Source organism: Chryseobacterium sp. SIMBA_028 (assembly GCF_046535285.1).
Classification (GTDB): domain Bacteria; phylum Bacteroidota; class Bacteroidia; order Flavobacteriales; family Weeksellaceae; genus Chryseobacterium.
Map to the genome: position 1 here is coordinate 157,852 of NZ_JAWRWZ010000005.1, position 25,713 is coordinate 183,564.

26 protein-coding genes and 1 riboswitch are annotated in these 25,713 nt (G+C 35.5%); of the genes, 14 read left to right on the plus strand and 12 right to left on the minus strand.

Annotation, left to right across the window (positions count from 1 at the left end; translation table 11 throughout):
• Positions 1–31: 31 nt before the first annotated feature.
• From rlmB to SCA31_RS08365, 4 genes are all read right to left on the minus strand, one after another.
• Positions 32–769, minus strand: a complete 738-nt coding sequence (gene rlmB / locus SCA31_RS08350) for a 23S rRNA (guanosine(2251)-2'-O)-methyltransferase RlmB (protein ID WP_076352383.1) — start codon at positions 767–769, stop codon at positions 32–34.
• Between the two features lie 56 nt (positions 770–825).
• Complete coding sequence (locus SCA31_RS08355) at positions 826–1,218, minus strand: four helix bundle protein (RefSeq protein WP_410696492.1); 393 nt, start codon at positions 1,216–1,218, stop codon at positions 826–828.
• 33 nt (positions 1,219–1,251) lie between these two features.
• On the minus strand, positions 1,252–1,722 hold the full coding sequence (locus tag SCA31_RS08360; RefSeq protein WP_076352382.1) for a DinB family protein: 471 nt from the start codon (positions 1,720–1,722) through the stop codon (positions 1,252–1,254).
• Between the two features lie 332 nt (positions 1,723–2,054).
• The gene (locus SCA31_RS08365) at positions 2,055–3,392 is read right to left on the minus strand and encodes a peptide-N-glycosidase F-related protein (RefSeq protein ID WP_410696493.1); all 1,338 of its coding nucleotides are present in this window, start codon (positions 3,390–3,392) and stop codon (positions 2,055–2,057) included.
• Between the two features lie 240 nt (positions 3,393–3,632).
• Here SCA31_RS08365 and SCA31_RS08370 point away from each other — a divergent pair, with 240 nt between their 5' ends.
• The 11 genes from SCA31_RS08370 to SCA31_RS08420 all read left to right on the plus strand — a co-directional run bounded on the left by SCA31_RS08370 (position 3,633) and on the right by SCA31_RS08420 (position 13,913).
• On the plus strand, positions 3,633–4,934 hold the full coding sequence (locus tag SCA31_RS08370) for a hypothetical protein (RefSeq protein ID WP_410696494.1): 1,302 nt from the start codon (positions 3,633–3,635) through the stop codon (positions 4,932–4,934).
• A gap of 240 nt (positions 4,935–5,174) precedes the next feature.
• Positions 5,175–6,179: an AAA family ATPase gene (locus SCA31_RS08375; RefSeq protein WP_076352379.1), complete on the plus strand. Its 1,005-nt coding sequence runs from the start codon at positions 5,175–5,177 to the stop codon at positions 6,177–6,179.
• Positions 6,179–6,637: a GNAT family N-acetyltransferase gene (locus SCA31_RS08380; protein WP_410696495.1), complete on the plus strand. Its 459-nt coding sequence runs from the start codon at positions 6,179–6,181 to the stop codon at positions 6,635–6,637. The genes SCA31_RS08375 and SCA31_RS08380 overlap by 1 nt, the downstream gene beginning before the upstream one ends.
• 36 nt (positions 6,638–6,673) lie before the next feature.
• Positions 6,674–7,537, plus strand: a complete 864-nt coding sequence (locus SCA31_RS08385) for a DUF58 domain-containing protein (protein WP_410696496.1) — start codon at positions 6,674–6,676, stop codon at positions 7,535–7,537.
• A gap of 53 nt (positions 7,538–7,590) precedes the next feature.
• On the plus strand, positions 7,591–8,487 hold the full coding sequence (locus tag SCA31_RS08390; RefSeq protein WP_410696497.1) for a BatD family protein: 897 nt from the start codon (positions 7,591–7,593) through the stop codon (positions 8,485–8,487).
• Positions 8,480–9,472, plus strand: coding sequence for a VWA domain-containing protein (locus SCA31_RS08395; RefSeq protein WP_410696498.1), 993 nt, complete (start codon positions 8,480–8,482; stop codon positions 9,470–9,472). The genes SCA31_RS08390 and SCA31_RS08395 overlap by 8 nt, the downstream gene beginning before the upstream one ends.
• The gene (locus SCA31_RS08400; protein WP_410696499.1) at positions 9,472–10,479 is read left to right on the plus strand and encodes a vWA domain-containing protein; all 1,008 of its coding nucleotides are present in this window, start codon (positions 9,472–9,474) and stop codon (positions 10,477–10,479) included. Before SCA31_RS08395 ends, SCA31_RS08400 begins: the two co-directional genes overlap by 1 nt.
• A gap of 99 nt (positions 10,480–10,578) precedes the next feature.
• On the plus strand, positions 10,579–11,322 hold the full coding sequence (locus SCA31_RS08405) for a tetratricopeptide repeat protein (protein WP_410696500.1): 744 nt from the start codon (positions 10,579–10,581) through the stop codon (positions 11,320–11,322).
• Positions 11,322–13,061 (plus strand): BatD family protein, encoded by a 1,740-nt coding sequence (locus SCA31_RS08410; protein ID WP_410696501.1) that lies wholly within the window; start codon positions 11,322–11,324, stop codon positions 13,059–13,061. Before SCA31_RS08405 ends, SCA31_RS08410 begins: the two co-directional genes overlap by 1 nt.
• A gap of 44 nt (positions 13,062–13,105) precedes the next feature.
• A complete protein-coding gene (locus SCA31_RS08415) occupies positions 13,106–13,708 on the plus strand; it encodes a MarC family protein (protein WP_076352372.1) in 603 nt (200 codons plus the stop codon).
• 4 nt (positions 13,709–13,712) lie between these two features.
• Positions 13,713–13,913 (plus strand): hypothetical protein, encoded by a 201-nt coding sequence (locus SCA31_RS08420; protein WP_076352749.1) that lies wholly within the window; start codon positions 13,713–13,715, stop codon positions 13,911–13,913.
• A gap of 67 nt (positions 13,914–13,980) precedes the next feature.
• Here the strand turns inward: SCA31_RS08420 and SCA31_RS08425 are convergent, their stop codons facing one another.
• The 5 genes from SCA31_RS08425 to SCA31_RS08445 form a co-directional block, all read right to left on the minus strand.
• Positions 13,981–14,949: a chorismate-binding protein gene (locus SCA31_RS08425; RefSeq protein ID WP_410696502.1), complete on the minus strand. Its 969-nt coding sequence runs from the start codon at positions 14,947–14,949 to the stop codon at positions 13,981–13,983.
• Between the two features lie 258 nt (positions 14,950–15,207).
• A complete protein-coding gene (locus SCA31_RS08430) occupies positions 15,208–15,636 on the minus strand; it encodes a PaaI family thioesterase (protein WP_410696503.1) in 429 nt (142 codons plus the stop codon).
• 37 nt (positions 15,637–15,673) lie between these two features.
• Complete coding sequence (locus tag SCA31_RS08435; RefSeq protein ID WP_410696504.1) at positions 15,674–16,270, minus strand: 1-acyl-sn-glycerol-3-phosphate acyltransferase; 597 nt, start codon at positions 16,268–16,270, stop codon at positions 15,674–15,676.
• Positions 16,271–16,586: 316 nt separating this feature from the next.
• Positions 16,587–18,311, minus strand: coding sequence for a PspC domain-containing protein (locus SCA31_RS08440; RefSeq protein WP_410696505.1), 1,725 nt, complete (start codon positions 18,309–18,311; stop codon positions 16,587–16,589).
• Positions 18,312–18,322: 11 nt separating this feature from the next.
• Positions 18,323–18,652 (minus strand): PadR family transcriptional regulator, encoded by a 330-nt coding sequence (locus SCA31_RS08445; RefSeq protein WP_002977573.1) that lies wholly within the window; start codon positions 18,650–18,652, stop codon positions 18,323–18,325.
• 598 nt (positions 18,653–19,250) lie between these two features.
• Between SCA31_RS08445 and SCA31_RS08450 the strand changes: the two genes are divergently transcribed.
• Together SCA31_RS08450 and SCA31_RS08455 are read left to right on the plus strand one after the other, a co-directional pair.
• The gene (locus SCA31_RS08450) at positions 19,251–19,943 is read left to right on the plus strand and encodes an XAC2610-related protein (protein WP_410696506.1); all 693 of its coding nucleotides are present in this window, start codon (positions 19,251–19,253) and stop codon (positions 19,941–19,943) included.
• Between the two features lie 7 nt (positions 19,944–19,950).
• Positions 19,951–20,541, plus strand: a complete 591-nt coding sequence (locus SCA31_RS08455) for an HD domain-containing protein (RefSeq protein WP_410696507.1) — start codon at positions 19,951–19,953, stop codon at positions 20,539–20,541.
• A gap of 106 nt (positions 20,542–20,647) precedes the next feature.
• Here SCA31_RS08455 and SCA31_RS08460 read toward each other — a convergent pair whose 3' ends face one another.
• Together SCA31_RS08460 and SCA31_RS08465 are read right to left on the minus strand one after the other, a co-directional pair.
• Positions 20,648–21,031, minus strand: a complete 384-nt coding sequence (locus SCA31_RS08460) for an acyl-CoA thioesterase (protein WP_076352366.1) — start codon at positions 21,029–21,031, stop codon at positions 20,648–20,650.
• Positions 21,032–21,145: 114 nt separating this feature from the next.
• Positions 21,146–21,327: riboswitch (cobalamin riboswitch) on the minus strand.
• A 33-nt stretch (positions 21,328–21,360) separates the two neighbouring features.
• The gene (locus SCA31_RS08465) at positions 21,361–22,158 is read right to left on the minus strand and encodes a hypothetical protein (RefSeq protein ID WP_410696508.1); all 798 of its coding nucleotides are present in this window, start codon (positions 22,156–22,158) and stop codon (positions 21,361–21,363) included.
• Positions 22,159–22,396: 238 nt separating this feature from the next.
• Here SCA31_RS08465 and SCA31_RS08470 point away from each other — a divergent pair, with 238 nt between their 5' ends.
• Positions 22,397–23,446 carry a T9SS type A sorting domain-containing protein gene (locus tag SCA31_RS08470; RefSeq protein WP_410696509.1) on the plus strand — a complete coding sequence of 350 codons (1,050 nt, stop codon included), beginning with the start codon at positions 22,397–22,399 and terminating at the stop codon, positions 23,444–23,446.
• Between the two features lie 60 nt (positions 23,447–23,506).
• On the opposite strand, the gene SCA31_RS08475 is transcribed toward SCA31_RS08470, so the two are convergent.
• The gene (locus SCA31_RS08475; protein WP_410696510.1) at positions 23,507–25,657 is read right to left on the minus strand and encodes an endonuclease MutS2; all 2,151 of its coding nucleotides are present in this window, start codon (positions 25,655–25,657) and stop codon (positions 23,507–23,509) included.
• Positions 25,658–25,713: the final 56 nt, after the last annotated feature.

The following is a 25,713-nucleotide window of genomic DNA, read 5'->3' on the forward strand; positions in this document are numbered from 1 at the left end:
TGATTTTTTAAGTGTTGTGTTATCGAATTAATTATTTCAACATTTTCTGTCTTACGGCTTCATATAAGATGGCGCCACATGCTACAGAAACGTTTAGTGATTGAGTTTTCCCTTCGATAGGAAGTTTGATTTTTTCATCTGCATGATGCAATACCTCCTTAGATATTCCGGTTTCTTCATTTCCCATAACAATAGCGCAAGGTTCAGTGAAGTTAACGTCATAGATTAGCTTTTGAGCTTTTTCAGAAGCTGCAAATACAGTAATTCCGCTCTGTTGTAAGAAATCTACCACGTGTGCAAGATTATTTTCTTTACAGATTTTGATATTGTAAATACCTCCTGCAGAAGTTTTGATTGCATCAGAATTGATAGGTGCTGCTCCCTTTTCAGGAATAATGATAGCATCTACTCCTACACATTCTGCAGTTCTACAGATGGCTCCAAAGTTTCTTACATCCGTCAGTCTGTCCAAAATCAATAAGAAAGGAGTTTTCCCTTCTTCAAACAATTGAGGAACAATATCCTCTACCTTGTGAAACGGAACATCCGAAATAAAAGCTACCACCCCCTGGTGATTTTTTCTTGTAAAACGATTAAGTTTTTCAATCGGAACATAATTGGGACGAATTTTATTTTTTGCTAAAATCGCCTTCAGTTCAGCATAAATAGGACCCTGAAGTGCATTCTGCACAAAGATCTTGTCAATCGTTTTTCCTGCTTCAATTGCTTCAATCACGGGACGTAGCCCGAAAATAAAATCGTCTTTCATTGAGTTGTTTAATGTTTATGTTTAAGGTTCTAAGTTCAACGTTTAACGTTTTGAGTTTAAGGTTTGTACTTTGTCCCTTTTAAATCTGTTGTATTTAAATATTTTATAAAAGAACTAATCTTTTTACTTAATGTTTCTGTTTGTTCAATTAACGTTTCAAATTTTTCCTGTGTAATAAAACGTCTGTCATAAATTCGATACAGTTGTGATCTTGTTTCTCCGCAAGAAACTTTTGCAATGGAAAGAAATTGAAGGAATTCTCTATTTCCGTTTCTTTCAAATCCTTCAGCAATATTATCCATTATTGAACCTGAAGAACCGTCAATTTGATTGCAAAGTTTAAAATTATTTTTAAGATGAGTAGATTCAATGATATGATAAACTTCATTACAAAGTTCTTGTGACAATCTCCAGATCTCTAAATCTTCAAATCTTTTAATTGTGCCCATCACCTTAAACTTTAAACTCTGAACTTTAAACTATTAGTATTTTTCTCCTAAAATTGCTCTTTTCTGCGCCATTGCATAGCCATAATGCAAGCTTTCATGCATGTTGTTGAAGATAATAGCATCCTGAATGCTCTTCAGATCCATTCCAAAACTGGTGGTGTAAGGAGTGTAGTCTGAAAAGAAATCACTATCGTAATCCTTCATTAAAATCTTTGAAGTCTCAGTAAGTAAGAACTCTAGGTCCTCTACTTCAGATTTTTGAACATTTAAGTTAGGCAGAGTTCCTTTTTTGTAGGTTTCAATCCAGTACTTATCTATACGGAATGGGTTTCCACTAAGGTAATAATGCAAAAGTTGCTGTGTAGCAACTGTATGGGCTATATTCCAGTAGATATTGTTGTTGAAACCATCCGGAATCAGCAGAAGATCTTCGTGTGAAGTGTTCTGCAGGATATCTAAAAGGTTCTTTCTCACCTGTCTGTGTGCTTGAAAATGATAATTCATTTTGCAGAAATTTTAATCTCCAAAAATAGTTTAATAAACTGGAAATGACAATTTTTTAGGTAGGGGATTAAAGTAAAAGTTCTGCAATGTTGAAAAAATACATTATTTATAATTTTCTTTTTAGTGGGAAATTTGATGGTATACCAACAGGTTTTAGAAAATTTAACTTCTACTTTTTAGATATTTATAAGTTTTTATGAAGCTAAAATCCTCTTTTGAAAAAAAGTCAAAAGAGGATTTTTTATTGTTTTATTAACTGTTTTTTATGAATTTCTTTATGTTTTATAAAGATTTCGAAAGCGAATTACTATTCTTATGTATATTGGAATGTGTTATTTTTTTATGATTTTATGTTTAAAAGTAGTTCCGTCTTTCAGTACAATATTTAAAAAATAAACTCCTGCTGTATAAGAAGAAAGATTAATTCTGTTTTCTTTGTAGATTTCAGTGAGTTTTCTACCTTCCATACTGAAAAGAGTCATTGAGACCACGTCTTCCTTAGATTTTACAGTAACGAAATCAGCCGTAGGATTGGGGTAAATATTAACATCAATGGTTTTCACATCCTTTACATTCAGGGTAGCATCACTTTTCCCTTGCATATAAACCGATAAATAAACATCACCCTTTTGCTGGTTAAAGACAGCGGTAGGTATTGTATGCTTTAGGGTATGATTTCCAGCAGTCATGCTGGGAAGTGTGAATTTTCTGATAGGAACTGAATTTCCCGGGCACCAGTTATTCCAGGCAGTCCATTCAGCAAATGAAGAGGGTGTTGTTCCGTAGATTCCATTGCCCTGGGTATTATACACTCTGAATGGTTCACAGGATATTCCGCCGGGCGTATAGGTTAATACCTGTACATCATCTACATAGGTGTAATTTTGCCTTCTTACATACTCCTCACCACCTTCATCGGCGCCATGGGGAGTGGATATTACAGAAAAATTGGCATTGGTAACAGGGTTTGGTAAATTGAAACTTACAATTCTCACTGTTTCACCTGTAACGTCTGTACTGTTATAATTATTAAGCCTGCTATAGCTTAACAGGGGAACAAGCGTATTATAGTCAGTAGGAGTTGCTCCTGCATCTGTTGAAAAGAAAGTAAGGGTTCCGGAAAAAACATCTATTCTTCCCGTACATCCTTGAACCTGTGTTTGGGCTGCATAAGGAACTCCAAAAACATCCAGCTCCATATACATATCATAGGTATTTCGGAGTGTGGTGTCATGAAATACATTATAAAGATTACTGATATCGTAGGTATAAGGAACTTCAGTAGGAGTTCGGTTCTTGTTCATGAATGGAGTGATGTATCTGCCTACTTCAATTCTTTTAACATTGGCGTCATCCATGGTGTAGGTAGGTTGATTTTTTGGAACCATAGCCAAAAATACTTCTCCCAGACGGTCATAATTGTCACATAATGCTCCAATGCTCACCCTCATGGCGATTTTTGCTTTAAAAGAATCCAGTTCTGCATCTGTGATTTTTTTTGCGTACCGGGTATTTCCAAGTCTGATAAGACCGGGGGGGACCGGAGTTGAGACCGGTGCTGCATAACCGTCATAATATACTGCCTGAGAGATCAGATTCGTCATCGTGGTTGTTTGTGACTTAAAAAGACCTGCAAGGAAGATACTTGAAAAAAATAGCCTTTTATACATATGGTGGGTATTTCCTGTAAATATATTAAAATATGTATTAAAAATATTGTTTTAACGATTATATTTTTAGGTTAAGTGGTTTTCATTATTGAATGTGTAAATTTTTTTATTGTTATAGTGTTAAGTTTGTGGTTATTATGTTGACTTTATAGATATATGTTATTGAATATTTTTTTTTATTATAAAAATTAATATTTTATTATTAAATTAGCATCATATTCGATGTTAATATTATTAATAATGAAAAGAATTTTACTTTTGTCTTTGTTACTTACAGTATTGGGTGTTAATGCCCAAATCAATATCAATATTGGAAGTACAAACGTGGGAACTGCACCTGTAAGCAGCTTTTTTTCCTATTCCTATGTTCAACAGATATACCTTAAGCAGGAGATCAATGCCAATGCAGCAGGAAATATTACCGGCCTTACATTTTATGTGGATCCATCAGCTACCATTTCCGATTCTTCTAATTGGACGGTTTATCTGGGACATACCCCCAAAACAGCATTTGCTTCAGGTACAGATTGGGTAGCTGCAGCACAGCTTACTCAGGTCTTTGCGGGTACTGTAACAAAGAATAACGGTAAGGTTGAAGTAGTTTTTGCTACGCCATTTGCCTATAATAATACAGATAATCTAGTAGTAGCCGCCAAGGAAAATGCTCCAAGTATTGATATTAATAATTTTGATGAAGCTTTCCGTGTTTATTCACATATTCCAAACTCTACCCTTTATTACAAAGGAGATAATGCAGTTGTTGATCCAGCATCTCCTCCCGGAGGGATAAGAGCTGATTACAAATCATCAATAACAGTTTCAGGATTAACGGCTAACTCTACTCCAGGATGTCCTTTCATACTTTATCCTACAAATAATGCTCAGTTTATTTCTTTGTCTCCTAATATTAGTTGGCAGCCCGTTATAGGAGCTACTTCTTATAAGGTTTCATTAGGAACAACTTTCGGAGGTACAGAGGTTATCAATCAGCAGACGGTAAATGCTGCTAATTTTAATCTTTCACCATCCATTGTTCTGACTCGGGATACCAATTACTATTTAAAAGTGACAGCTGTTTCAGCTAATGGAGAATCTACCGGTTGTGCGAATAATATTTTTAAAACGATTCCCCCAATACCGGCAAATGATGCTTGTTCAGGAGCTCTGCAGGCAACTGTTTTTCCATATACCTACGTGCAGACTGATGGGATGTCTTCTACTAATAACACAGGTTTTGTAACAGCATGCCTTAATGATGGAATGAATGATGGGCTGTGGTTTAAATTTACAGGAGATGGAGGCCAATTTACAATTAAAGCGGCTCCTGGGACTATTACTTTTGATCCGAAAATTGGAATATACAGCGGTACATGCAATAATTTAGTTTGTGTAGGGACACAAGATAATGGTGGAGGCGGTAGTTCCGAAACTAAGACCATTACAACTACTGCAGGAACTGAATATTATATAAATGTAGGATCTTACGAAGATTCAGTAGATAAGCCGGAGGATATATTTACAATTACCATCACAAAGCTTTAATACATTTATAAATTCTTTTCTTTTAACTGATTTGTAATTTAGTATAATAAAAATGTTGCGGTATTACTATCGCAACATTTTTATTTGAAGTGCTGATGATGTGAAACAACTGAAGCAATATTGCTTTTGATTCCATATTGTGTTCGGAATATTTAACAAACTTTAACTCAAAAATGGCATTGATTGTGTTGATTAATGCAAGTATTTATCAGAAATTTACCACCTATTTTAAATCAAGCTATGTCAGATATACATCAAGCAGAAGATATTCGCCAATTGACGGAAAAAGTAAAAGAAAAAAACTACTTATTTTCTCTTCTGAGACAAGAAATCAACAAGGTTATCATTGGACAGGAATATATGATAGACCGCCTTTTGATAGGGCTTCTAGGGAATGGTCACGTACTTCTTGAGGGAGTTCCGGGACTAGCAAAAACCTTAGCCATTAAAACCTTGGCAGATGCTGTTCATGGTGAGTTCTCAAGAATTCAGTTTACACCGGATTTGCTTCCTGCAGATGTGGTAGGAACCATGATCTTTAATATCAAAGACAACGATTTCTCTATAAAAAAAGGCCCTGTATTTGCGAATTTTGTACTTGCAGATGAAATTAACCGTGCTCCGGCAAAGGTACAGTCTGCACTTTTGGAAGTGATGCAGGAAAAACAAGTGACTATAGGTGATGAAACCATGAAGCTTCCAAAGCCGTTTTTGGTACTGGCAACACAGAACCCGATTGATCAGGAAGGGACTTATCTTTTGCCGGAAGCACAGAGTGACCGTTTCATGCTGAAGTGTACCATAGATTATCCCTCTTTCGAAGATGAAAGAAAGGTAATGAGAATGGTTTCCACATCACATCAGCCCACTGTAAATCCCGTAATTTCACTTCAGGATATTGTAGAGGCTAAGGAAATAATTAACCAGATCTACCTGGACGAAAAAATAGAAAAATATATTCTGGATATGGTTTTTGCAACCCGTTATCCTGAAAATTATGGACTTTCTGAGCTTAAAAACTATATTAGTTTTGGGGCTTCACCAAGAGCTTCCATTAACCTTGCCATTGCTTCAAGAGCGTATGCATTCTTAAAAGGAAGAGCCTTTGTTATTCCTGAAGACGTAAAAGCTTTGGCTAAGGATGTATTAAGACATAGAATGGGCTTAACCTTTGAAGCCGAAGCCGAAGAAATTTCAACAGAAGAGATTATTAATAGAATTTTAGCCAAAATCCAAGCACCATAATGGATAATGTTATTATTAGAAAAGCCGTTCAGGAAGACTGCGCTTCGATGCTGGAATTAATTAAGGAGCTGGCGGAATATGAAAAAGCATTGCATGAAGTAACCGTAACCTTAGATGATTTTACCAAAGATGGATTTGGAAAATCTCCGGTGTGGGGTGCTTTTGTTGCTGAGTTCAATGATGAGGTTGTAGGAATTTCATTGTATTATGACAGATATTCAACCTGGAAAGGAAGAAGATTGTATCTTGAAGATTTGGTAGTAACCGAAAGGATGAGAGGAAAACAGATTGGAAAACTCTTATTTGATGCAACATTGGAGTATGGAAAATCAAATGAATACAATGGAATGGTATTTCAGGTATTGAACTGGAACGAACCAGCCATTAATTTCTATAAAAAATATAGCCCAAAGTTTGATGATGAATGGTTGAATGTATCCATTGAGTTCAAAGCTTAAAGTTTGAATTTTATACATTGAACATAAAACGATCGTATGCAGATAAAAGATATTGTAAAGAAAGTAAAGCAGATAGAAATCCGTACCAGAAAAAAGACGGAGGCTGCTTTAATGGGACAATATCATAGTGCCTTTAAAGGGCAGGGAATGACATTTTCCGAAGTTCGTCCCTATCAGTTTGGGGATGAAATTAGAAGAATCGACTGGAATAAAACGGCACGTTTCCGCGAACCATTCGTTAAGGTGATGGAAGAGGAAAGAGAGCTTACCATGATGATTTTGGTTGATATTTCTGCTTCTATGGACTATGGAACAAAAGTCCAGTTGAAAAGAGAATATGTAGCAGAAATTGCTGCCAGTTTAGGATTCTCAGCAGCAGGGAATAATGATAAGGTAGGATTAATCCTTTTTGCAGATAAAGTGTATAAAGTGATTCCTCCTCAAAAAGGAAGAAAACATATTCTTTCAATTATTAGTAACATTCTAACTGCTGATTATGTTCCGGCTGAATCCAAAATAGACAAAGCTATGGAATATATGATGGGGATCTTTAAAAGAAAATCATTAGTATTCCTATTTTCAGATTTTGAAGATGAATATGATTCCAAAATGCTGAGAGTAGCATCCAAGAAACATCAGTTACTGGGAATGCGGATCTATGATGAAAAAGATAATGAAATTCCTGATGTAGGATATACATTATTATATGATGCCGAAACAGGAAAACAGATATGGGCAAATACTTCCAGCGCAAGATGGAGATATACTTTTGCTGAGGCTCAAAAACAGAAGTTGAGAGCATTGGAGGAAGATTTTGCCAACAGTTCGGCCAGTTTTATGAATATTAATACAGGCTCGGATTACTCAAAATTATTATATAATTATTTTCAGAAAAAATAACATCGGATTTTAACCGTAAATAAAACGTAAGGCCTGGCCTTTATTATTTAACATTGAAAAAAATACTTTTAATACTATCTCTTCTAGTCTGTGCAAATGCTTTTTCACAGATATTATCCTCGAATGTAGAAAAGAAGACCATTGCCTTAGGTGAAGTCAATCACCTTACCATAAAAGTTGATAATCTTAATGATCAACAGGTGATCTCTGCTCCAAAAAATGAACTGCTTCCTTTCCATTTTGAAGAAACAAAGGACAGTATCGGGCAAAATGCCAATTCATATGAACGTAAAATAGAATTTGCAGTTTTTGAAGAAGGAAAATTTACCATCCCGGAACTGGAATTTAAAGTGGGAGATAAGATTCTTAAAACAATTCCTTACGAAATAGATGTCATTAATACAGCCCAAAAAGCTGACCAGATTAATGATATTATGAAGAATAAAGAAGTTAAACTGGCGGCTAAAGATTATTGGGAATTATATAAGTTCTATATTCTGGCAGCATTGGCAGGTATTGCGTTGATTATTGCTATCATTATGATTGTAAAATGGGGAAGAAAATCAAAAAGTTCTCCGGTTGTTGCAACGAATCAAACCCTAAAGGAACTGGATTCACTTAAAAAGAAAAAATATATTGAAGGAGGAAATTTCCGTTCGTTTTATGTTGAACTGATTGATATTTCAAGGAATTTTATTGCCACACAATATCATTTGCCTGCAGATGTTCTTCTTACTGATGATCTTATTGATGTAATAAAAAAGAATAATACGATTTCCCAGGATAACGAAAAAATAATTGAAGATGTTTTTCTGAGAGGAGATTTGGTGAAATTTGCCAAGACCTTTCCGGACCAGCAAACAATGGAAAAGGATTTTGCAGATATTAAGGATTTTGTAAAAAGATCATCCAAAGATTTAGAATTTGAAAACTTAAGAAAGGATGTTTGATTTTGAGTTTTACAGTCCGTGGTTTTTATTACTTTTTCTACTGTTTATACCACTTTTTATAAAAGATGCAGGTAAACAGAAAAAGAAAGGAGTAAAAGTTCCTACGGTAAAAAATATGGATGCCAGCAATGGAATTCAAGGAGTGCTGTTTTTACTGAAATTATCAAAGTATATCATTCTTTCTGCACTCATCATTGCAATGGCAAGACCGAGAACCTTTACCGTTTCACAAGACAGAGACGATACCAAGGGAGTTGATATTATGCTGTCTATTGATGTTTCTCTCAGTATGCTGGCAAAGGATCTTAATCCGGATCGTATTACTGCACTCAAGGATATTGCGATGAAGTTTGTTCAGAAACGCCCGAATGATAGGATAGGAGTTGTTGCCTACGCTGCAGAGGCTTTTACAAAGGTTCCTGTTACCTCAGATCATCAGGTCGTGATTGATGAGATTAAAAACCTGAATTCTGCAGGCCTGGAGCCGGGAACCGCCATTGGAGAAGGACTTTCTGTTGCCGTAAACCATTTGATTAAAAGTAAAGCCAAGAGTAAAGTGGTTATTCTGATGACAGATGGTGTAAGTAATATACAAAATGCCATTCCGCCACAACTTGCAGCCGAGCTGGCAAAAAATAATAATATAAAGGTATATGCTATTGGGATAGGAACCAATGGCTATGCACTGATGCCTACATCACAGGATATATTTGGAGATCTTATCTTTACAGAAGCAGAGGTTACCATCGATGAAAATACCCTTAGAGAAGTAGCACAGACAACAGGTGGGAAATATTTCAGAGCAACTTCAAACAGCAGTCTTGAAGAGGTATACGACGAAATCAACCAGTTAGAAAAATCTGATGTAAAGGTTTCTAAATTGTATAACTACGATGAGTATTTTGCAATTTTCCTATGGATTGCTTTAGGAGTACTGGTGCTGGATGGATTATTGAGATGGGTATTTTATAAAATTTTGAGTTGATGAGTTGGTCGTTAGGAAATTATTGGTATTTATTATTACTGTTGCTTCTGCCGCTGTTAGCTTCCTTTTTGATCCGTTTTTTAAAATGGAGAAAGAAAAAGAGAGAAATTTTTGCAGCCAGTCAGTTTCATGATAATTTATTTGAAAAAGATTCAAGATTTATAAGGGTTTTCCCGGCATTATATCTGTTAGGAACATTATTCCTGATATTTTCGATCATTGATCTCTTGAATGGTTCAGAAGAGGTGAAAAGCAACCAGAAGCTGAATAATGTGATTTTTATGCTGGATGTATCCAATTCAATGAATGCAGAGGATATTGATCCGAGTCGTCTCACTGAAGCAAAGAATCTGATGATAGGAACCATGCAAAAAATGAAGAATGACAAGATCGGAATTGTTATTTTCGCAGGGCAGGCAACATCCATTATGCCTTTGACGACAGATTATAATTCAGCAGAAACCTATATTAGTGGTATTGAAACCAATTCGATGCAGATTCAAGGGACCGATTTTCTGAAAGGAATGCAGGCTGCTGTTGAGAAATTTAAAAATGTAAGCAAAGGATCGCGAAAGATTATTCTGTTGAGTGATGGTGAAGATAATGAAGGAAATGACAATGCAGCCATAAGACTTGCCAATAAAGAGGGAATAAGTATTACCTCTGTAGGAATTGGTACAGAAGAGGGCGCTCCCGTTCCGGAATATGTCTATGGTCAGTTGATGGGGTATAAGACGGATGTAAATGGAGGCACGGTAATCTCCAAAAGACAGATAGAGGCCCTAAAGAAAATGGCAGAATCTACAAGTGGAACCTATATTGATGGAAATAATATCAATGAAGCTCCGGATAGGATTATTGACGCTGTAAATAAGAAGTCTTCAGGGGCTGAAACACTAGTGAAATCACAGAATGCCAACCATTATTATCAGTACTTTTTAGCAGTATCTATCTTGTTTTTCTTTTTAATTTATATTTTTAATCCTAAAAATGATTTTAACGTGTAGTTTCTTTATTATTGATAAGGATTTAAAACCGCTACTTTAACCGAACTTTAACAAATAAAACTCTGTTTCTTAACATATAAAGGAATAATTTTGCAAGTGATGAATACTAAAATCATATTTTTATCGTTAATAGTTGCTTTCTCATTCTCAAGCCCCTTGTTTGGGCAGGAGAACTATAGAACATTGGTTCATGAAGGCAATCAGAAATTTGATGGTAAAGACTATGACGGGGCCTCTTCAAAATACATGGAAGCAGTAAAGTCCAACGACAAGGATTTTATGGCTCACTACAATATGGGGAACGCTTTGTACAAGAGTAAAAAATATGAGGATGCAAAAGTAGAGTTTGAAAAAGCACAACAACTTTCACAGACATTTGCCGATAAATCAGCAGCACTTCATAATCTTGGAAACACCTATATGCAAATGAATCAGCCGGAAAAAGCGGCAGATTATTATAAAAAGGCTCTGAAGCAGAATCCATACAGTGAGGCAACCAGAAAAAATTATGAAATTGCCAAGTTAAAGGAAAAAGAAAAAGAACAACAGAAGAACCAGCAGAATAACTCTGGAAAAGGAGGTGGCGGTAATGATCAGAACAAAGGAGAAGATCAGAAAGGAGATAAAGATCAAAAGCAGGATCAAGGAAACGGTCAACAGAACGAAGGTAAAAGTGACCAAGGTAATAACCCTCAGCAGAATCAAAATAATGAGGGCAAAATGCCAAAGAATCTTGAAAATGCAATCCTGGATAAAATAAACGAAAAAGAAAAAGAAACCGCCAGAAGAATTTTAAACAAAAATTCTTATTCGATGCCTGAAAGCAACGAGAAAGATTGGTGATGAAGCACAAATTGATTTACATATTGCTTACTCTAGCATCCGTGATTACTTACGGACAGGTAAATCTTTCCCTTGATGCTGATAAATCTGATTACGCTGGAAAGGATATTGTAAATCTTACCATTGTTCTTGAACTAAACGGAAGCGACCTTGTTCAGCAGACAGGTTTCCAGCTTCCGGATCTATCAAAATTTAATATCATAGGCAGCGGATCAGTTACCAATACGGTCATTGACCCTGCAACCAATACACTGATTACCCAAAAAGTTTCCAGAATAGCTCTTGAACCCAAGAAAAAAGGAAAAATAAAAATCGGTTCAGTACTGGTGACCGTTAATAACAAAATTTACAAAACAGAACCTTTTGACGTCAATATCCGTGATATTGTTGATAAGCGAGCATTGGCCAGTAACACTTCCAATGAGGTCTATCTGAATATGGAAATTGAAGACAGGGAAGTATATCAGGACCAGCCAACCTTTGCTGTTCTTAAGGTATATTCCAAAAATATGGATAACCTGCGAAAAGTAAAGAACATTCGTCTTCCACAGCAGGAAAATATCAACGTACATGCTGTTAATTTCAATAAATCTGAAATAGACCCGTCCGGTAATGGAAATATGGCATCTCAGGTTCTGGCAGTTTTTATGGTATTTCCGAATGAAGCAGGATATGTTGAAGTTCCTGGAGTATCGGCGTCAGTAAATACCTATTCTAATAAAAATAAGATTGTTTCCAATAAGGTGAAGCTTAATGTGAGAAAACTTCCGGAGGGAGCTCCTGAGTGCTTTAAAAATGCCGTTGGAAACTTTAATGTGAACGTTTATAATACTTCAAAGGAAAAACCAGAAGCAAAGAAACCATTAAATGTTATTGTTAAGGTTTCAGGAGAAGGGAATTTGGCGGACATGGAGCTTCCAAAAATAATGGCTTCTCCGGACTATGAGGTTTTTGCCCCTAAGATAACATCTAAGATTTCCCCGGGGTCTACAGGGATGAAAGGGGAGGTTTCTGCCAGTTATGTGATTATTCCCAATAAATCAGGAGCAATCTCCATCAAGACAGAACAATTTGCCTTTTTTAACCCTGAGAATAAAGAATACGTAGATCTTGGGCAAAAGATATTGTCTGTTAATGCTTTATCTCATGATCAGGTTTTGGAATCACGTACTGCAGTGGAAAAAGTAAATGAGTATACAAATAACCTTTTAGAAACTGTTGATACACCGGTTCTAAAGACTACCTCATTTAAACTAAAAGAAAAAAGCAAATTCCACTGGAATATCCTTTTAACCAATATTGCGATACTTTTAGGTTTATTTATTGTCTATCTGCTATTTAAGACTTGGCAAAAAAAACGTACATTAGTTAAAGAAACCGTATCCCAAAAACCTTTAGGTTCAGTAGCTGAAACAGAAAAAGAAATTAGGGAATTATTGAAAACTGATATTAATGATTATTTCAGTTATCTTGAAAACCTTAAGGATAACGGTGATTATGAGAAGTTCTTTGTAACCCTGGAGGAATTGGATCAGGAGGTGAGAAACCAGTATTTCCAAGGCTCTGCTATGGAGTTTAAGACTTTTCTTGAAAAGCACAATGGTTCTTCAGTGGCGGAAGAGTATGGAAAACTACAGCAGAAAATCCAAATGGAGAAATATTCTCCTGTGAAATCTGCTGATGTAATTGATGAACTTTTGAAAACAATTGTTAATTTATATTCACAAATTAGCAAATAGTTAATTTATTTTCATATTTTTGCGAAATTTTTAATTACAAAGAGATGGAAATTTTTGATGGTTTCTCTATTAAAGAGATCGTTACCAGCTTTATGGTTCTTTTCGCCGTTATTGATATCATCGGCTCAGTTCCTATTATAGTAAGCCTTCAACAGAAGTTCGGAAAAATTGAAGCTGGTAAGGCTGCAATTACTGCCGGAGCAATTATGATTGTTTTTCTATTTGTAGGGAATAAGATTCTAAAACTAATTGGAGTGGATGTAAATTCCTTTGCCATTGCGGGAGCTTTTGTGATTTTTGTCATAGCCCTGGAAATGATTTTAGGAATTGAGATCAATAAAACTACAGAAGCAAAGGCCGCATCCATCGTTCCCATCGCATTTCCGCTGGTTGCAGGTGCAGGAACCTTAACAACTGCTTTATCACTGAGAGCTGAATTCCATGATATTAATATTATCTGCGGAATTATTCTTAATACAATTTTCGTATATTTGGTGCTGAAATCAGCGAAATGGTTAGAGAGGAAAATAGGGGATGCCACATTGATGATCCTTCAAAAAGTTTTCGGTATTATCCTTTTAGCAATTTCCATTAAATTATTTACCGCAAATTTTGCACAGTTGGTGCTGAATTATGTTAATTTTTAAAATTATGAAGAAGTTTTATAAAGTATTTTTAGTAGTGTTTATTGCATTCATGGCCATTAATCTTTATGCGATAAACTGGCAGTTACCGGATATCTTGGCAGACGAAGATAATCTGAGGTTTGTATTTTCAGCAGGAGCCGCTGCTATAGGTCTTATCCTACTTTTTGTAATGGATACCTGGAGCAGAATCGGTTTGAAAAAATAATCAAGTATTTACATTATAGATAATATAAAACCTCTTTCAAGTTGAAAGAGGTTTTTGTTTTTTTGAATTAAGAGATAACCAGATTTTTCAAAATAGCTTCTGATTTCAATTCTGTTTCTGCCCATTCCTTTTCCGGATCGCTTTGCGAGGTAATTCCGCCACCTACAAAAACATGCACGGAGTCTTTATAAAGTCTTGCACATCGTAGGTTTACAAAATATAGAATGCTTTCTTCAGTTTCAACTTTAATATAACCAGCATAGAATTCACGTGGGAATTTTTCATATTTCCTGATGTTTTCATTGCAAAAATCTTTTGGAATACCACAAACTGCGGGAGTAGGATGGAGGTCTTTAATAATTTTGTCAAGATCTTCCGGTTTTATGGTCGTTTTAAAATCTGTACGAAGATGTTTGATATTCCCGGAGATATGGTCATATGTCTGAGATTGTTGAATTTGACCAGAATAGTTCTTTAAGATATTCTGAATGTAAGTGGTAACTGGTTTCTGTTCTTCAATTTCTTTTTCAGACCATTCTTCCAAGACAGGAAGGGTGCCTGCCAGAGCCATGGTTTCAAATTCGTGGGTTACTTTATTGAATTTTCCCAATACCTCTGAAAAAGCCCCCATCCAGGCATTTTCACCATCATTAAAAAGATATCGGAATGCATTAGGGTAGGATTGGCATAAATTCTTAAAACTCTCTTTATAATCAATGATATTAAAATCTGTAAAGATCTTTCTGCGTGAATACACAAGTTTGGGAAGATCGTTTTCCTTAATAACCTCAATAACCTGTTGTAAGGTGTTGCAATATTCCTCCTTAGTTTCAGCAGTAAAGTTGGTCATATCATTGATTAATGATTCACTGGTGATCTGAGTATTATTAAATTCCTCCTGATCAACTTTGATAATGTTTCCATGAAAGCCAATCTGAATAAGGCTGTTGTAGGAATAAAAATTGACTACATTTTTATAGGCTTTTTCATCTGCGGAATGCAGACATTCGTCGAAGGGAAGTTTGAAATAAATCATTAGCTATGAATGGATTTTGAAAATCACCGGCCGGAAATGATATAGGAAATTCCGAGGTTGATTTTCCTTTCTGCAAAGGTATTATTAGTCTTAAAGATCTCAAAATTAAAAGAGCTGTTTTTTAATGAAACATTGTTCATTTCTGGTTGTATTTTCAAAGAGCTTATTATTTGATCTTGTAAAAATAGGAGCTATGGCTGGTATAAAAAAAGACTCAAAAAAATTGAGTCTTATAATTTTGTACATTTATTTTCCTGGCTATCTCAGAATGATGTTATTGGTCATTGTGGTATGATTAATAAGGGTTCCTTTCTCATCCCTGATCTCAATTTCAGAGACATGCATGGTTTTCCCTTTTCTGATAAAACGTGCGGTAGCAGTTACCACTCCGTCTTTTTTACTTTTTAAATGGTTGGAATTAATATTGGTTCCTACCCCATAATATTTTTCACCGTCAATGAAGATGTTGGACAGGCTTGAACCCAAAGTTTCAGCCAAAACACAGCTTGCTCCTCCGTGCATGATCCCAAAAGGCTGATGCGTTCTTGGAAGCACAGGCATGGTAGCGGTAAGAGTTTCGTTTTCGAGATCAATATCGATGAATTTTATTTCAAGGGTTTTTGCCAGAGTTACGTCTCCCCAGTTATTGATAAATGCTAATATTTCTTCTTTTGTTTGGCCTTTCATTGTGTGATGAATAGATGATTAATAAATAACTTTACTTCTAGCTTTTAGTTTCCTCCCCATTCCCCATAATATTAGGGTTCCAGTTGGCAGGGATTTTAGGACCAATATCATTTTTTATATAATATTCCTCAATCTCCTGCATGATCTCTGCAAAAGGAACGGATGCAAGTCTTTCGTAAGGGATGGTGTACCCTAAATATACAATATTTCTTTTGAAATCTCCTGCTGCCAGTACAATAGGAACCTTTGCTGCCAGAGCCATATGATAAAACCCTTTTCTCCATTTCGGAACCCAGCTTCTTGTTCCTTCAGGGGTGATAACAAGGCTGAAGTCTTCCTTTGCAAATTGATTGGCTACAAAATTAACAAGATCATTTTTCTGGCTCCTGTCTATACCTATTCCTCCCAGTCCTCTTACGACACTTCCGTACCATGCTTTAGTATGAGCATCCTTAATGATAATTTTTAATGGCTTTTCTAAGGACCAATAGGCAAGGTTTCCTAAAATATATTCCATATTGTGGGTATGTGGTGCTACCACAAGGATGCATCTGTTCAGGTTTTTAGCATCGCCCTGCAGAACGACCTTCCATCCTAATAATTTTAACATCAGTTTGCCTATCAGCTTTTTCATAGATTTTTGAATTAAAAACAAAAAAAAATATAACCAATTATTGGTTATACTTTTACAAATATATTGAAATATTATTGCTCTTAAAACAAACCGTTGATTAAATCTACGATTTTCATTACGAATTCCATTGCAAATTGTATCATGATAAGAGTGTGTTTTTGGTTGTTTGGTTATTAAATTTTAACTATACGAAATTAAACTATTTTTTTCACATAGAGAACTAAATACTAGGTTTTTTCACATTTTTGAGAGAAGAAGGATGTGAATTTCAAACGGTTGCCATCCATTCACATCTTCTACCACTCTCTAAAGTTAATTATTTAGTTTGTATGGAAATTTCGTTTTTTCCGTCCTTTATTTTGATGTCCACATCCTTATTTATTTTCTTAATATCGGATGCTACGGAATCAATTACTTTCTTAGCCTGGTTATTAGGAACTTTTTTACCATTGATAATGATACTGTCCTTATCATCAGAATTATATTCTATGCTAGAACCATTTACTGTGATTTTATTTTTTTCGATTCTTACACCGTGGTGGTTCTCATCTCTGGCTTCATCGTTATCATTGATACCGTCACCATCCAGATCTCCGTTGAAATCAATTCTGTCCTTTTTTAATGGAACTACAACGGCTGTTTGAGGAACTACAAGTTCATAATCTACTCTGTAGTCTCTGAATCTGTGATCGTAAGGATATTTGATGTAGTTAGGAAGAATAACTTTATTGTTTACCACTTCTACAGGAACTGTCAGCTGAAGTGGATAGTTATATCCGTTTCCTTCTTTTTTGATGATCAGATAGGGGGTTTTTACATCAGGTTTTCTGGTTACTTCTACAGAGATATAGTCTTCTTCATATACTGAATTTTTGTCTGAATAGATATCATCATCATATGCCTTGTAGTTCTGTGGAATGCTTACTTGCTTTATGTCTACATAGATGGTATCAGATGTAGTATTGATGGCTATGTTTTCTGTATCTTCCTTGCTTCCTTTATAGATCAGGTTTTTCTTCGCCATGCTAAGTCCAAAGTAAGTTCCCAGTCCGATCAGAAGAAGAAATAAACCTCCTATTACCCATCCGATATTTCTAAGTTTTGTTTTCGGCGAAAAGATCTTGATGCTTAATAAGCTGAAAAGAATAGCCGGAATTAAACTTCCAATTACCATAATGGCTGCCAATACCTTGTCCAGACCATTATCGTCCATATAAAATCTTATTTGGTTGGCTCCTGGAAAATCAGTATCCATTCCGAAAAGTCCAAACAATACAAATACTCCGATAATGCTTCCTACTGCCATCAATACGAAGAATCCCCCTACGATGTACTTGAATACATTCCAGATACCACTTCCGGCATTGTTGATGTAAGGTTTGTTTTCTGTGTAGATTTCTCCGACCCTCTGAGTAGATTCATTGGCAAATTGTACCAATTTATTAGACTCATTTTTAAGATTGTCGAAGTTCATAGGCTTTCCCTGCATTTTCAGGAAATCTGCTGCTGTTTCAGCTTTTGGAAGTACAATCCAAAGAATTACATATAAAAGTCCTATTAATGAAGAAGAGATGGCCGCTGTGAAGATTCCTAAAACGAAAATCCCTAGCCAGATAGCTCTCATCGCAGTAATATCCATTCCTACATACTGAGCTAAACCTGCACAAACTCCTGCAATTTTTTGTTTTTCAGGATCACGGAACAATTGTTTTTTGTCTGTGTAACTATTTCCTGTGTTGGTCGTATTTTTAGTTGTATTTTTTTCAGAAAAATAAGCCTCTTCCTGTTCTTCAATCTTCTCAGGGGTTCCGATCTGTGCGATTACTTTTTCTACGTCTGTATCGTTTATCACTTCACGTTTTCCCAGAGAATCTCTGAAAATCTCCACCATTCTTATTTCTATGTCATGCATTACCTCATCTGCTTCAGAAGCATCCAGTGAGCTTCTTAGGGCGTTCAGGTAATCGCTGAGCTTTATATATGCGTGTTCTTCTATGGTAAAAGAAAAACCTGCGAGTCCTATTGAGAGTGTCTTGTTCATAGCTTTGTTTTTTAATTTTGTTGGGTGATTTGGTTTACTGAGGCTGTCAGCTCATTCCACGTATTGAGAAGTTCATCCAGGAAAAGTTTTCCTTTTTCTGTAATTTGATAATATTTTCTGGGTGGTCCCCCGGTAGATTCTTCCCATCTGTAGGAGAGAAACTCTCCATTTTTAAGTCTTGTAAGAAGAGGGTAGAGGGTCCCTTCCACTACATCCAGTTTTCCTTTTTTCAGTTCATCTATAAGATCGGAAACATACATTTCGCGATTATTGATGAGACTTAGAATACAGAATTCCAGAATCCCTTTTCGCATTTGCGCTTTGGTATTTTCAGTATTCATCTTTGATAAGTTTTGTTAATTAGTTATATATTTTAGAAAAATACCCCTAGCTAGTTGGGCCTATTCTAATTTTACATTACAAAGATATGTAAATAAAATGGTATTATGCAATACAAAGTAGTGAAATTTTTTAAATAAATTATTTAATTATCTGATAATCAGTAATATAATTTTATTTTGAATTTTCATGAAATCATTTTCAAGGCAAAATAATTGATTTTAATCTTGAAAATTGAGTACTATGGGTTGAGAAATGGAATGAGATAAGATTTGTTTTAGTTTAAATAGGATGGCAATCTCAAGGGTTTTATTGCGGCTGATATTTTTTGCTGAAGATCAAACTGATTGATATACAATGATAATATTATTGATAATTAGACTTCATAGCCCTGATAGGAGCGGCTACCCCACAGCATATTTGGATTTTGGAGCAGGAGCGAGGAGTATGAGCGGATAGCGGGAATAGCTTCTAAAAATTAAATGTCTGATTTCATATTCTGAGATATAATGCCGTGTGAATTTTGAGGTAGATCGAAGGATTCGTATTTTTGTTATGGAGAGTTTTATAGAAACAATTGAATTCACATTTACTATTACTATGAATATTTTAAATTACTACAAAAGTTTATCAGCCTTTATTTTATTAGGCCCTGTGTGTTTTGGACAGTATCAATTTGAGGTTAAAGATGCGTCGAAAAACTATGATGCTGTAATCCATATTGGAAACTGTGATCACGATGGGTGTATGGGTAAAGGAACTGTGGAGTTGTTTGATAATAAAAACGCCAAGGTGCAAACTTTTACGTCTGATAATCTGGTGTTAAGTTTTGGAAATGATCAAAAACCTATACCAGGAAAAATGACTCAGCTAAGCAAGGAACAAAGCCCTGTGGTTTTTGATGACTTTAATTTTGACGGAACGGAGGATATAGCGATAAGAAATGGAAACCTTGGGAATTATAGCAGTGCTTCCTATGATGTATATGTGTTCAACAAGACAAGGATGGCTTTTGTGAAAAGTAATGAACTTACAGACATTGCTTCCAGCTATTTTGATCTTTTTGAAACAGATCCTGTTCGTAAACGTTTGATTTGCTATGGAAAGTCGGGATGTTGTAATTTTTTTACTACAGAATATAGGGTAATTCCGAATAAGGGACTGGACAAGGTGCTTGAAAAGGAAGAGGATAAGAGTGATGAACGGTATGTAAAAGTGATCACACAAGAAAAAATAAATAATAAATGGGTTACTAAAACCAAGGTATATCCAGCAGAAGAATATAATAAATAAAAGTAAGATGAAGATACAGAAAGAGATCGATTTTATCCTGGCAGTAGATGCCCTGAAAAATGTTCAAAGAAGAAACTATAATGCAGATGACTCCCGAAGAGAGAATACGGCAGAACATTCGTGGCAAATCATTATTCTGGCACAAATTCTTTATCCATATGCTAAAAACCGTACAGATATTGATTTACTGAGGGTAATAAGAATGCTTTCTATTCACGATCTTGTAGAGATTGAGGCAGGGGATACTTTCTTGTTTGATGAGAAAGCAATGGTAGGAAAATTTGAAAGGGAAAAAATCTCTGCCCAAAAGATCTTTGGAATTCTGGATGAGCCTTTGCGTACGGAGTTCTTTAATCTATGGCTGGAATTTGAAGAGGAAAAAACTCCTGATGCTATTTTTGCTTGTGCTATCGATAGAATTATGCCTTTTATACTGAACTCTCATACTTCAGGAAAAAGCTGGACGGAAGCCGGCGTTACAGAAAAGCAGATCAGAAATATGCTTGAAAATGCAATTACCAGAGCATCGGACGAGATGGGTGAAGCATTTGAACTCTTATTAAACAGAAGTTTGGAAACTGACAAAGTGGTAAGATAATAAAAACAGCTCAATATTCGGTCTTGTTTTTCTGATAGAAAGAGGCTGATTTTTATCACTGTTTTGGAAAAATTTCGGGCGGCCAAAGGCCGCCCGAAACTTATTATTATAGTATTTGAATTGGTTTTTTGAATTCGTCAATTGCTACAAAGGTAAAATCACCTACAATTGCTTTTTCTCTTTCGTAGGAGTACATTTGTTCTGTAAAGATCTCCACACTTACCTTCATACTTGTTTTTCCAACATGTGAAACTCTTCCAATCAGCTCAACAATAGTTCCGGCAGGAATAGGTTTTTTAAAATCGATCTTGTCGCTGCTTACCGTTACCACTCTTTTTCTTGCAAATCGGGTAGCAGTGATAAAGGCTACTTCATCCATCAGCTGCATGGCAGTACCTCCGAAAAGAGTATCGTAATGATTGGTCGTGTTTGGGAAAACCGCTTTAAAGATTCTGGTTTCGGCTGCTTCAATTCTTTCTTCTGTAGTCATATTTCATTATTAATTAAGGCGAAATGAAATAATATCAAAACAACAGAATAATGACAGGAATCTTGGAAATCCCTGAAACAATCCATCAGATCAATAAAACTTCAAATCGCGAAAGTTTCTTGTTTAAGAAAAGGCAGGTCTCCTGACTTGTAACATCTTTTATCTCCTTCCCATGCCTCGCACAGTGGATCTTTTGATAAAGATTTCAGTTACTTACAGTTGCGCGACAGTCCGTGATTTTCACACGGTTCCCTTTTAATCTGCGGTTAGGCAGAACCAGTTTCTGTGATGAATAAGCGTTAAACTTTTTCGGTGCAAAAATAATGAATTTATTCCGGATTATGATAAATAATCTGGCTGATCACTCTTCCTTTCTTGATCGTCCAAAGAGTGGTATATCTGTTTTCTCCTGAACCATTGATCATATAAAGGAAAATATTGTCATTGTCCAAAGAAGTAACCCCTATGTTGTTGAAATCCATGGTAGGCTGGAACATATTTTTGATGGCTTCCCTTACAAAAACAGATCCTCTTCCGGGTTGTTGTACTCTGATGGACTTAATTTCCGTCATTCCTTCAGGAAGATCGTTTCCTATTCCCCAAGGCTTTACCTTATCAATGGTAAGAAGCTTTCCTTCAGCATCTTTTTCCTTTTTACGGTAGCCGGCGTTGGATGGATAAATATCGATGACCACTTTGCTTCTTTGAGAAGTAAGAACTTTGGGATCAGAATTATCTGTGAAAATTAATGATTTTCCATTTTTAGATTTTGAGGGAGTGTAGGCTGGAAGCTGATCAATATAAGCAATACGTTCCTTGTTGACCATTCCTTCCTTGTCAAGAGTTTCATAGCGTACAAATGGCTTCTCGTCATCCTGTTTTTCAGGATATTTGATCCAGATCCATTCCGTTTCTCCCGGAGCAGGCTTTACATAAACAAATACATCACCTTTACGCATACGGATCTTATCTACAATTTTTCTGTAGTTATCCTTATGTACACGTACATTGGCATATCCTTCCTCTGCTTTTACAACACCAAAAGGAACTTTATTCTGCCCCTTAACGAGTGCTAAAGAAAAAATACTGAAAGCAGATAAGTAGAATGCTTTGTTGACTGAAATCATTATAACAGATTTTTAATTCCCCAAATATATAAATTAAATGTATTCCTGTTAGTAGATTCATTTTATATAAATCTTAATATTCATTTTTTTTAAAGAAAACTTATTATTTGATTTAATATATGATTTTTTGATGTACAATAACTGTAGAATGTATTTAGTGGTATTTCAGAATAAGACTTCATAACCAAAGAAAAAGAGTTAAATTTGAATGATTTTTTTAATAAAACTACTATAACTCATGAGAAATACACTTTACTTATTAGTGTTCCTATTAACAGGAGCACTCAATCCAAACAAAGCTTTTTCGAGAAATATCGAAAGCTTTACTTTTTTGTCAGTACCTACAAATGTTAAAATATCGGGTATCTCTAGTACGTCTGCTGTAGTGAATTGGGATGCTATTCAAAATTCTAATAATTTTTTGGTAAAATATAGGGTTTCCGGTTCAAATGTTTGGACATCCGTTGCTGTGACGGGAAATACTGCTACTCTTGAACCTTTAGTACCATGTACACCTTATGAAGTTCAGGTCACAGAAGTTTCATCAGGAGAGAACTCGTCATCTGTATTTTTTTCTACATATAAAAATTATTGTACATCAAGTTCTATAGATCCAAATATAGGCCATCTTTCAAATGTTACTGTTACACCGGTTGGTGGACCTGTAATGGAGAGTAATTCAGGACCTTCAACTTATACAGATTATCGTAATGATGGCTACCCGCGTAGGGTCTATCTTCAACCAGGTAGTATGGGAAATACTATAGCTATACATCCTACATGGACAGCTCCCAAACCAATAAGAAGACCAGATATAGTTGCTTGGATAGACTTTAATGGAGATGGTGCTTTTGAAGTTGATGAAAGAATAACGGGAATTTCATTTTATCCCAATCTTTATACTTTTAATGTTCCTACATTCTTTAATACTGGAGACTGCGGCGTTACAATGAGAGTAGCATTGCTGCCTTATATTAATTCCTGTGGTACTAATAATTTTGGAGAAACTGAAGATTATCAGGTGTATTCTTTCAACGGTACTTTATCTATTGATGAAATAAAAGCTTCAGAAAAAATAAGTCTGTATCCCAATCCTGTTTCTGATATTTTAAATATTTCAGGAATACAATCACGCACAGATTTTGAAATTTTTAACACAAGTGGACAAAAAGTGTATAACGGAAAAGTTTCTGATAAGAAAATTGATGTTAAACATTTTTCTAAAGGAATTTATTTTATCCAGTTTAAAGATAAAAATTTAACCAATTTAAAATTCATCAAAGAGTAAAAATAGAAAGAGAGTACTGAAAAGTACTCTCTTTTATGATTTGAATAATCTTCAAACAGATTAAATTCTCTCTAATTCTTCAGAATCAATGGTTGTCTTGAAGGTTCCGTAATTAACGATCACTTTGTTTCTGGAAATTTTCTCAATGGTTCCAACACTGGTACTTCCTGTGATACGGACACGCTGGCCAATTTTCATCCAAACTGCACGATCGGTTTTGCGTTTTTCTTCCAGCTTTTCGTTGGTTTCAGTGATTTTCTCAATGACTTCTTCTTTTTTAAGCTGTTGAGTAATCTTTCTCTTCACTACCTGAAGTCGCTTGGTTTCATCTTTATCAGCTCCAATTTTCCTGAATTTTTCCTGTTCTAAAATTTTCACGAAATCCTTTACCACATCCTTTCGTGATTTTCCTTTTACGTAACTGTCGATAAAAGCTTCAATCTTATTTCCAAACTGTAGTTTACGGTGTTCTTCTTCATAAAGCTTCTGGAAATTGAAAAGTTTCTGCTGAAGCTGATCATTCAGTTTTTGGAGATTATCACGCTTATCTTCTACAGATTCTTTTCTTTCGGCAAGATCTGTTTTCAGTTTTTCAACTTCATATTTTTCCTGCTGTAGCTTTACAATAGTTTTATCAAGATTAACAATATCATGCTCTACCTTTTTCTTGGCCGAATGAATGATAAACCTTGGGATTTTATTCTTTTCCGCCACTTCAAAGGTAAATGAACTTCCTGCCTGGCCAACTTCCAGTTTGTACATTGGCTCAAGGGTTTCCTCATTGAAAAGCATAGCCGCATTCTGAGCATTGGGAAGTTGCTCTATAACCAATTTAATGTTGGTGTAATGCGTTGTAATAATCGCGAAACTCTTTTTATCATAGAAAAACTCCATGAAACTTTCAGCTAAGGCACCTCCCAGTTCAGGATCAGATCCCGTTCCAAACTCATCAATCAATAAAAGGGTATTGGCATCAGCCTCGCGGATGATTCCGGACATTTTCTTTAACCTCGAAGAGTACGTTGATAAATGATTTTCAATAGATTGATTATCACCAATATCGGTCATTATCTTTTCGAAGAAAAACATTTCGGACTTCGGATGTACAGGAACCAGAATACCACTCTGAATCATCAACTGCAATAACCCAACTGTTTTCAACGTAATGGATTTTCCTCCGGCATTAGGTCCGGAAATACAAATGATCCTGTTGTGTTCCGTTAAAGCAAGTGTCTGTGGGTGGATGGTCTTGTTTTCAACCTTATTTCTTAACCATAACAGCGGATGGAATGCATCTTTCAGTTTCAACGTTTTATGGCGGTTGATCTTCGGAAGAATTCCATTAACCTGTTCTCCAAATTTAGCCTTGGCTCTTGTAAGATCAAGATCAAAAATATAAATCTGATACCTCCAAAGCTGAGGTTGAAATTCTGCCAGTTCTGCGGTAAGCTTTCTGAGAACCTTGTCGATCTCTTTTTTCTCTTCCTCCTCATTTTCACGAAGTTTGAAGTAATGCTTTACTACACTGTCCGGTTGGATATAAGTTATGGAACCTGTTTTTGAAATCCCCAGGGTTCTTCCTGCAACTCTTTTCTTAAATCCTGACTTTACGGCTAAAACTCTTTGGTCGTCAATAATTGTTTCTCGTATGTCGTCCAAAAAGTCACTCTGTCCATAGGTGGTAAGAGCGCGGTTGAAGTTTTCCTGAATTGCTTTTTTAGCATGCTGGATTTCGGTTCTCAAATCTTTTAAGGCCGGAGATGCTTCGCTTTTTACCTCACCAAAACGGTTAAAAACCTTATCTACCTTATCAATGATCTCTTTTCTGAATTCCAGTACAGAAATTTCTTCCAACAAAGTAGGAAATGTTTCCGGCATGGTAGGGAAGAACTTTTGTAATCTTCCGATCTGTTCCGTGATGGTTTTTATTTTGATGAAAGCACTGTTTTCCAGACGGTAATTCTCAATCAGCATCAATTTCAGCTCACTTTCAATATCTTCATATTCATCAAACGGAATTGCATTTGAACTTTCAAAACTCGACAGATATTCTGATGTTTTTTTCAATGAAAGTTCCGCCTCGTCAATTTCCATGGGACGAAGTTGAAGAATTTTTTCTCTTGTTTTCGGAGAATACGCAAATGGGGAAATTTCCGCGAGCAATTGCGGAAACTCTAATTCGTCTAAATCTTCTTTATCTATATACACCATGCAAAGTTAGTGAGAATTTTGATTATTCTGTATATTTGAGTGATTTACAAAATTCA

Excerpts from the sequence above, each read along its gene's own strand:
- rlmB (WP_076352383.1), bottom strand. The coding sequence starts at position 769 with ATGAAAGACGATTTTATTTTCGGGCTACGTCCCGTGATTGAAGCAATT.
- SCA31_RS08355 (WP_410696492.1), bottom strand. The coding sequence starts at position 1,218 with ATGGGCACAATTAAAAGATTTGAAGATTTAGAGATCTGGAGATTGTCA.
- SCA31_RS08360 (WP_076352382.1), bottom strand. The coding sequence starts at position 1,722 with ATGAATTATCATTTTCAAGCACACAGACAGGTGAGAAAGAACCTTTTA.
- SCA31_RS08365 (WP_410696493.1), bottom strand. The coding sequence starts at position 3,392 with ATGTATAAAAGGCTATTTTTTTCAAGTATCTTCCTTGCAGGTCTTTTT.
- SCA31_RS08370 (WP_410696494.1), top strand. The coding sequence starts at position 3,633 with ATGAAAAGAATTTTACTTTTGTCTTTGTTACTTACAGTATTGGGTGTT.
- SCA31_RS08375 (WP_076352379.1), top strand. The coding sequence starts at position 5,175 with ATGTCAGATATACATCAAGCAGAAGATATTCGCCAATTGACGGAAAAA.
- SCA31_RS08380 (WP_410696495.1), top strand. The coding sequence starts at position 6,179 with ATGGATAATGTTATTATTAGAAAAGCCGTTCAGGAAGACTGCGCTTCG.
- SCA31_RS08385 (WP_410696496.1), top strand. The coding sequence starts at position 6,674 with ATGCAGATAAAAGATATTGTAAAGAAAGTAAAGCAGATAGAAATCCGT.
- SCA31_RS08395 (WP_410696498.1), top strand. The coding sequence starts at position 8,480 with ATGTTTGATTTTGAGTTTTACAGTCCGTGGTTTTTATTACTTTTTCTA.
- SCA31_RS08400 (WP_410696499.1), top strand. The coding sequence starts at position 9,472 with ATGAGTTGGTCGTTAGGAAATTATTGGTATTTATTATTACTGTTGCTT.
- SCA31_RS08405 (WP_410696500.1), top strand. The coding sequence starts at position 10,579 with ATGAATACTAAAATCATATTTTTATCGTTAATAGTTGCTTTCTCATTC.
- SCA31_RS08410 (WP_410696501.1), top strand. The coding sequence starts at position 11,322 with ATGAAGCACAAATTGATTTACATATTGCTTACTCTAGCATCCGTGATT.
- SCA31_RS08415 (WP_076352372.1), top strand. The coding sequence starts at position 13,106 with ATGGAAATTTTTGATGGTTTCTCTATTAAAGAGATCGTTACCAGCTTT.
- SCA31_RS08420 (WP_076352749.1), top strand. The coding sequence starts at position 13,713 with ATGAAGAAGTTTTATAAAGTATTTTTAGTAGTGTTTATTGCATTCATG.
- SCA31_RS08425 (WP_410696502.1), bottom strand. The coding sequence starts at position 14,949 with ATGATTTATTTCAAACTTCCCTTCGACGAATGTCTGCATTCCGCAGAT.
- SCA31_RS08430 (WP_410696503.1), bottom strand. The coding sequence starts at position 15,636 with ATGAAAGGCCAAACAAAAGAAGAAATATTAGCATTTATCAATAACTGG.
- SCA31_RS08435 (WP_410696504.1), bottom strand. The coding sequence starts at position 16,270 with ATGAAAAAGCTGATAGGCAAACTGATGTTAAAATTATTAGGATGGAAG.
- SCA31_RS08440 (WP_410696505.1), bottom strand. The coding sequence starts at position 18,311 with ATGAACAAGACACTCTCAATAGGACTCGCAGGTTTTTCTTTTACCATA.
- SCA31_RS08445 (WP_002977573.1), bottom strand. The coding sequence starts at position 18,652 with ATGAATACTGAAAATACCAAAGCGCAAATGCGAAAAGGGATTCTGGAA.
- SCA31_RS08450 (WP_410696506.1), top strand. The coding sequence starts at position 19,251 with ATGAATATTTTAAATTACTACAAAAGTTTATCAGCCTTTATTTTATTA.
- SCA31_RS08455 (WP_410696507.1), top strand. The coding sequence starts at position 19,951 with ATGAAGATACAGAAAGAGATCGATTTTATCCTGGCAGTAGATGCCCTG.
- SCA31_RS08460 (WP_076352366.1), bottom strand. The coding sequence starts at position 21,031 with ATGACTACAGAAGAAAGAATTGAAGCAGCCGAAACCAGAATCTTTAAA.
- SCA31_RS08465 (WP_410696508.1), bottom strand. The coding sequence starts at position 22,158 with ATGATTTCAGTCAACAAAGCATTCTACTTATCTGCTTTCAGTATTTTT.
- SCA31_RS08470 (WP_410696509.1), top strand. The coding sequence starts at position 22,397 with ATGAGAAATACACTTTACTTATTAGTGTTCCTATTAACAGGAGCACTC.
- SCA31_RS08475 (WP_410696510.1), bottom strand. The coding sequence starts at position 25,657 with ATGGTGTATATAGATAAAGAAGATTTAGACGAATTAGAGTTTCCGCAA.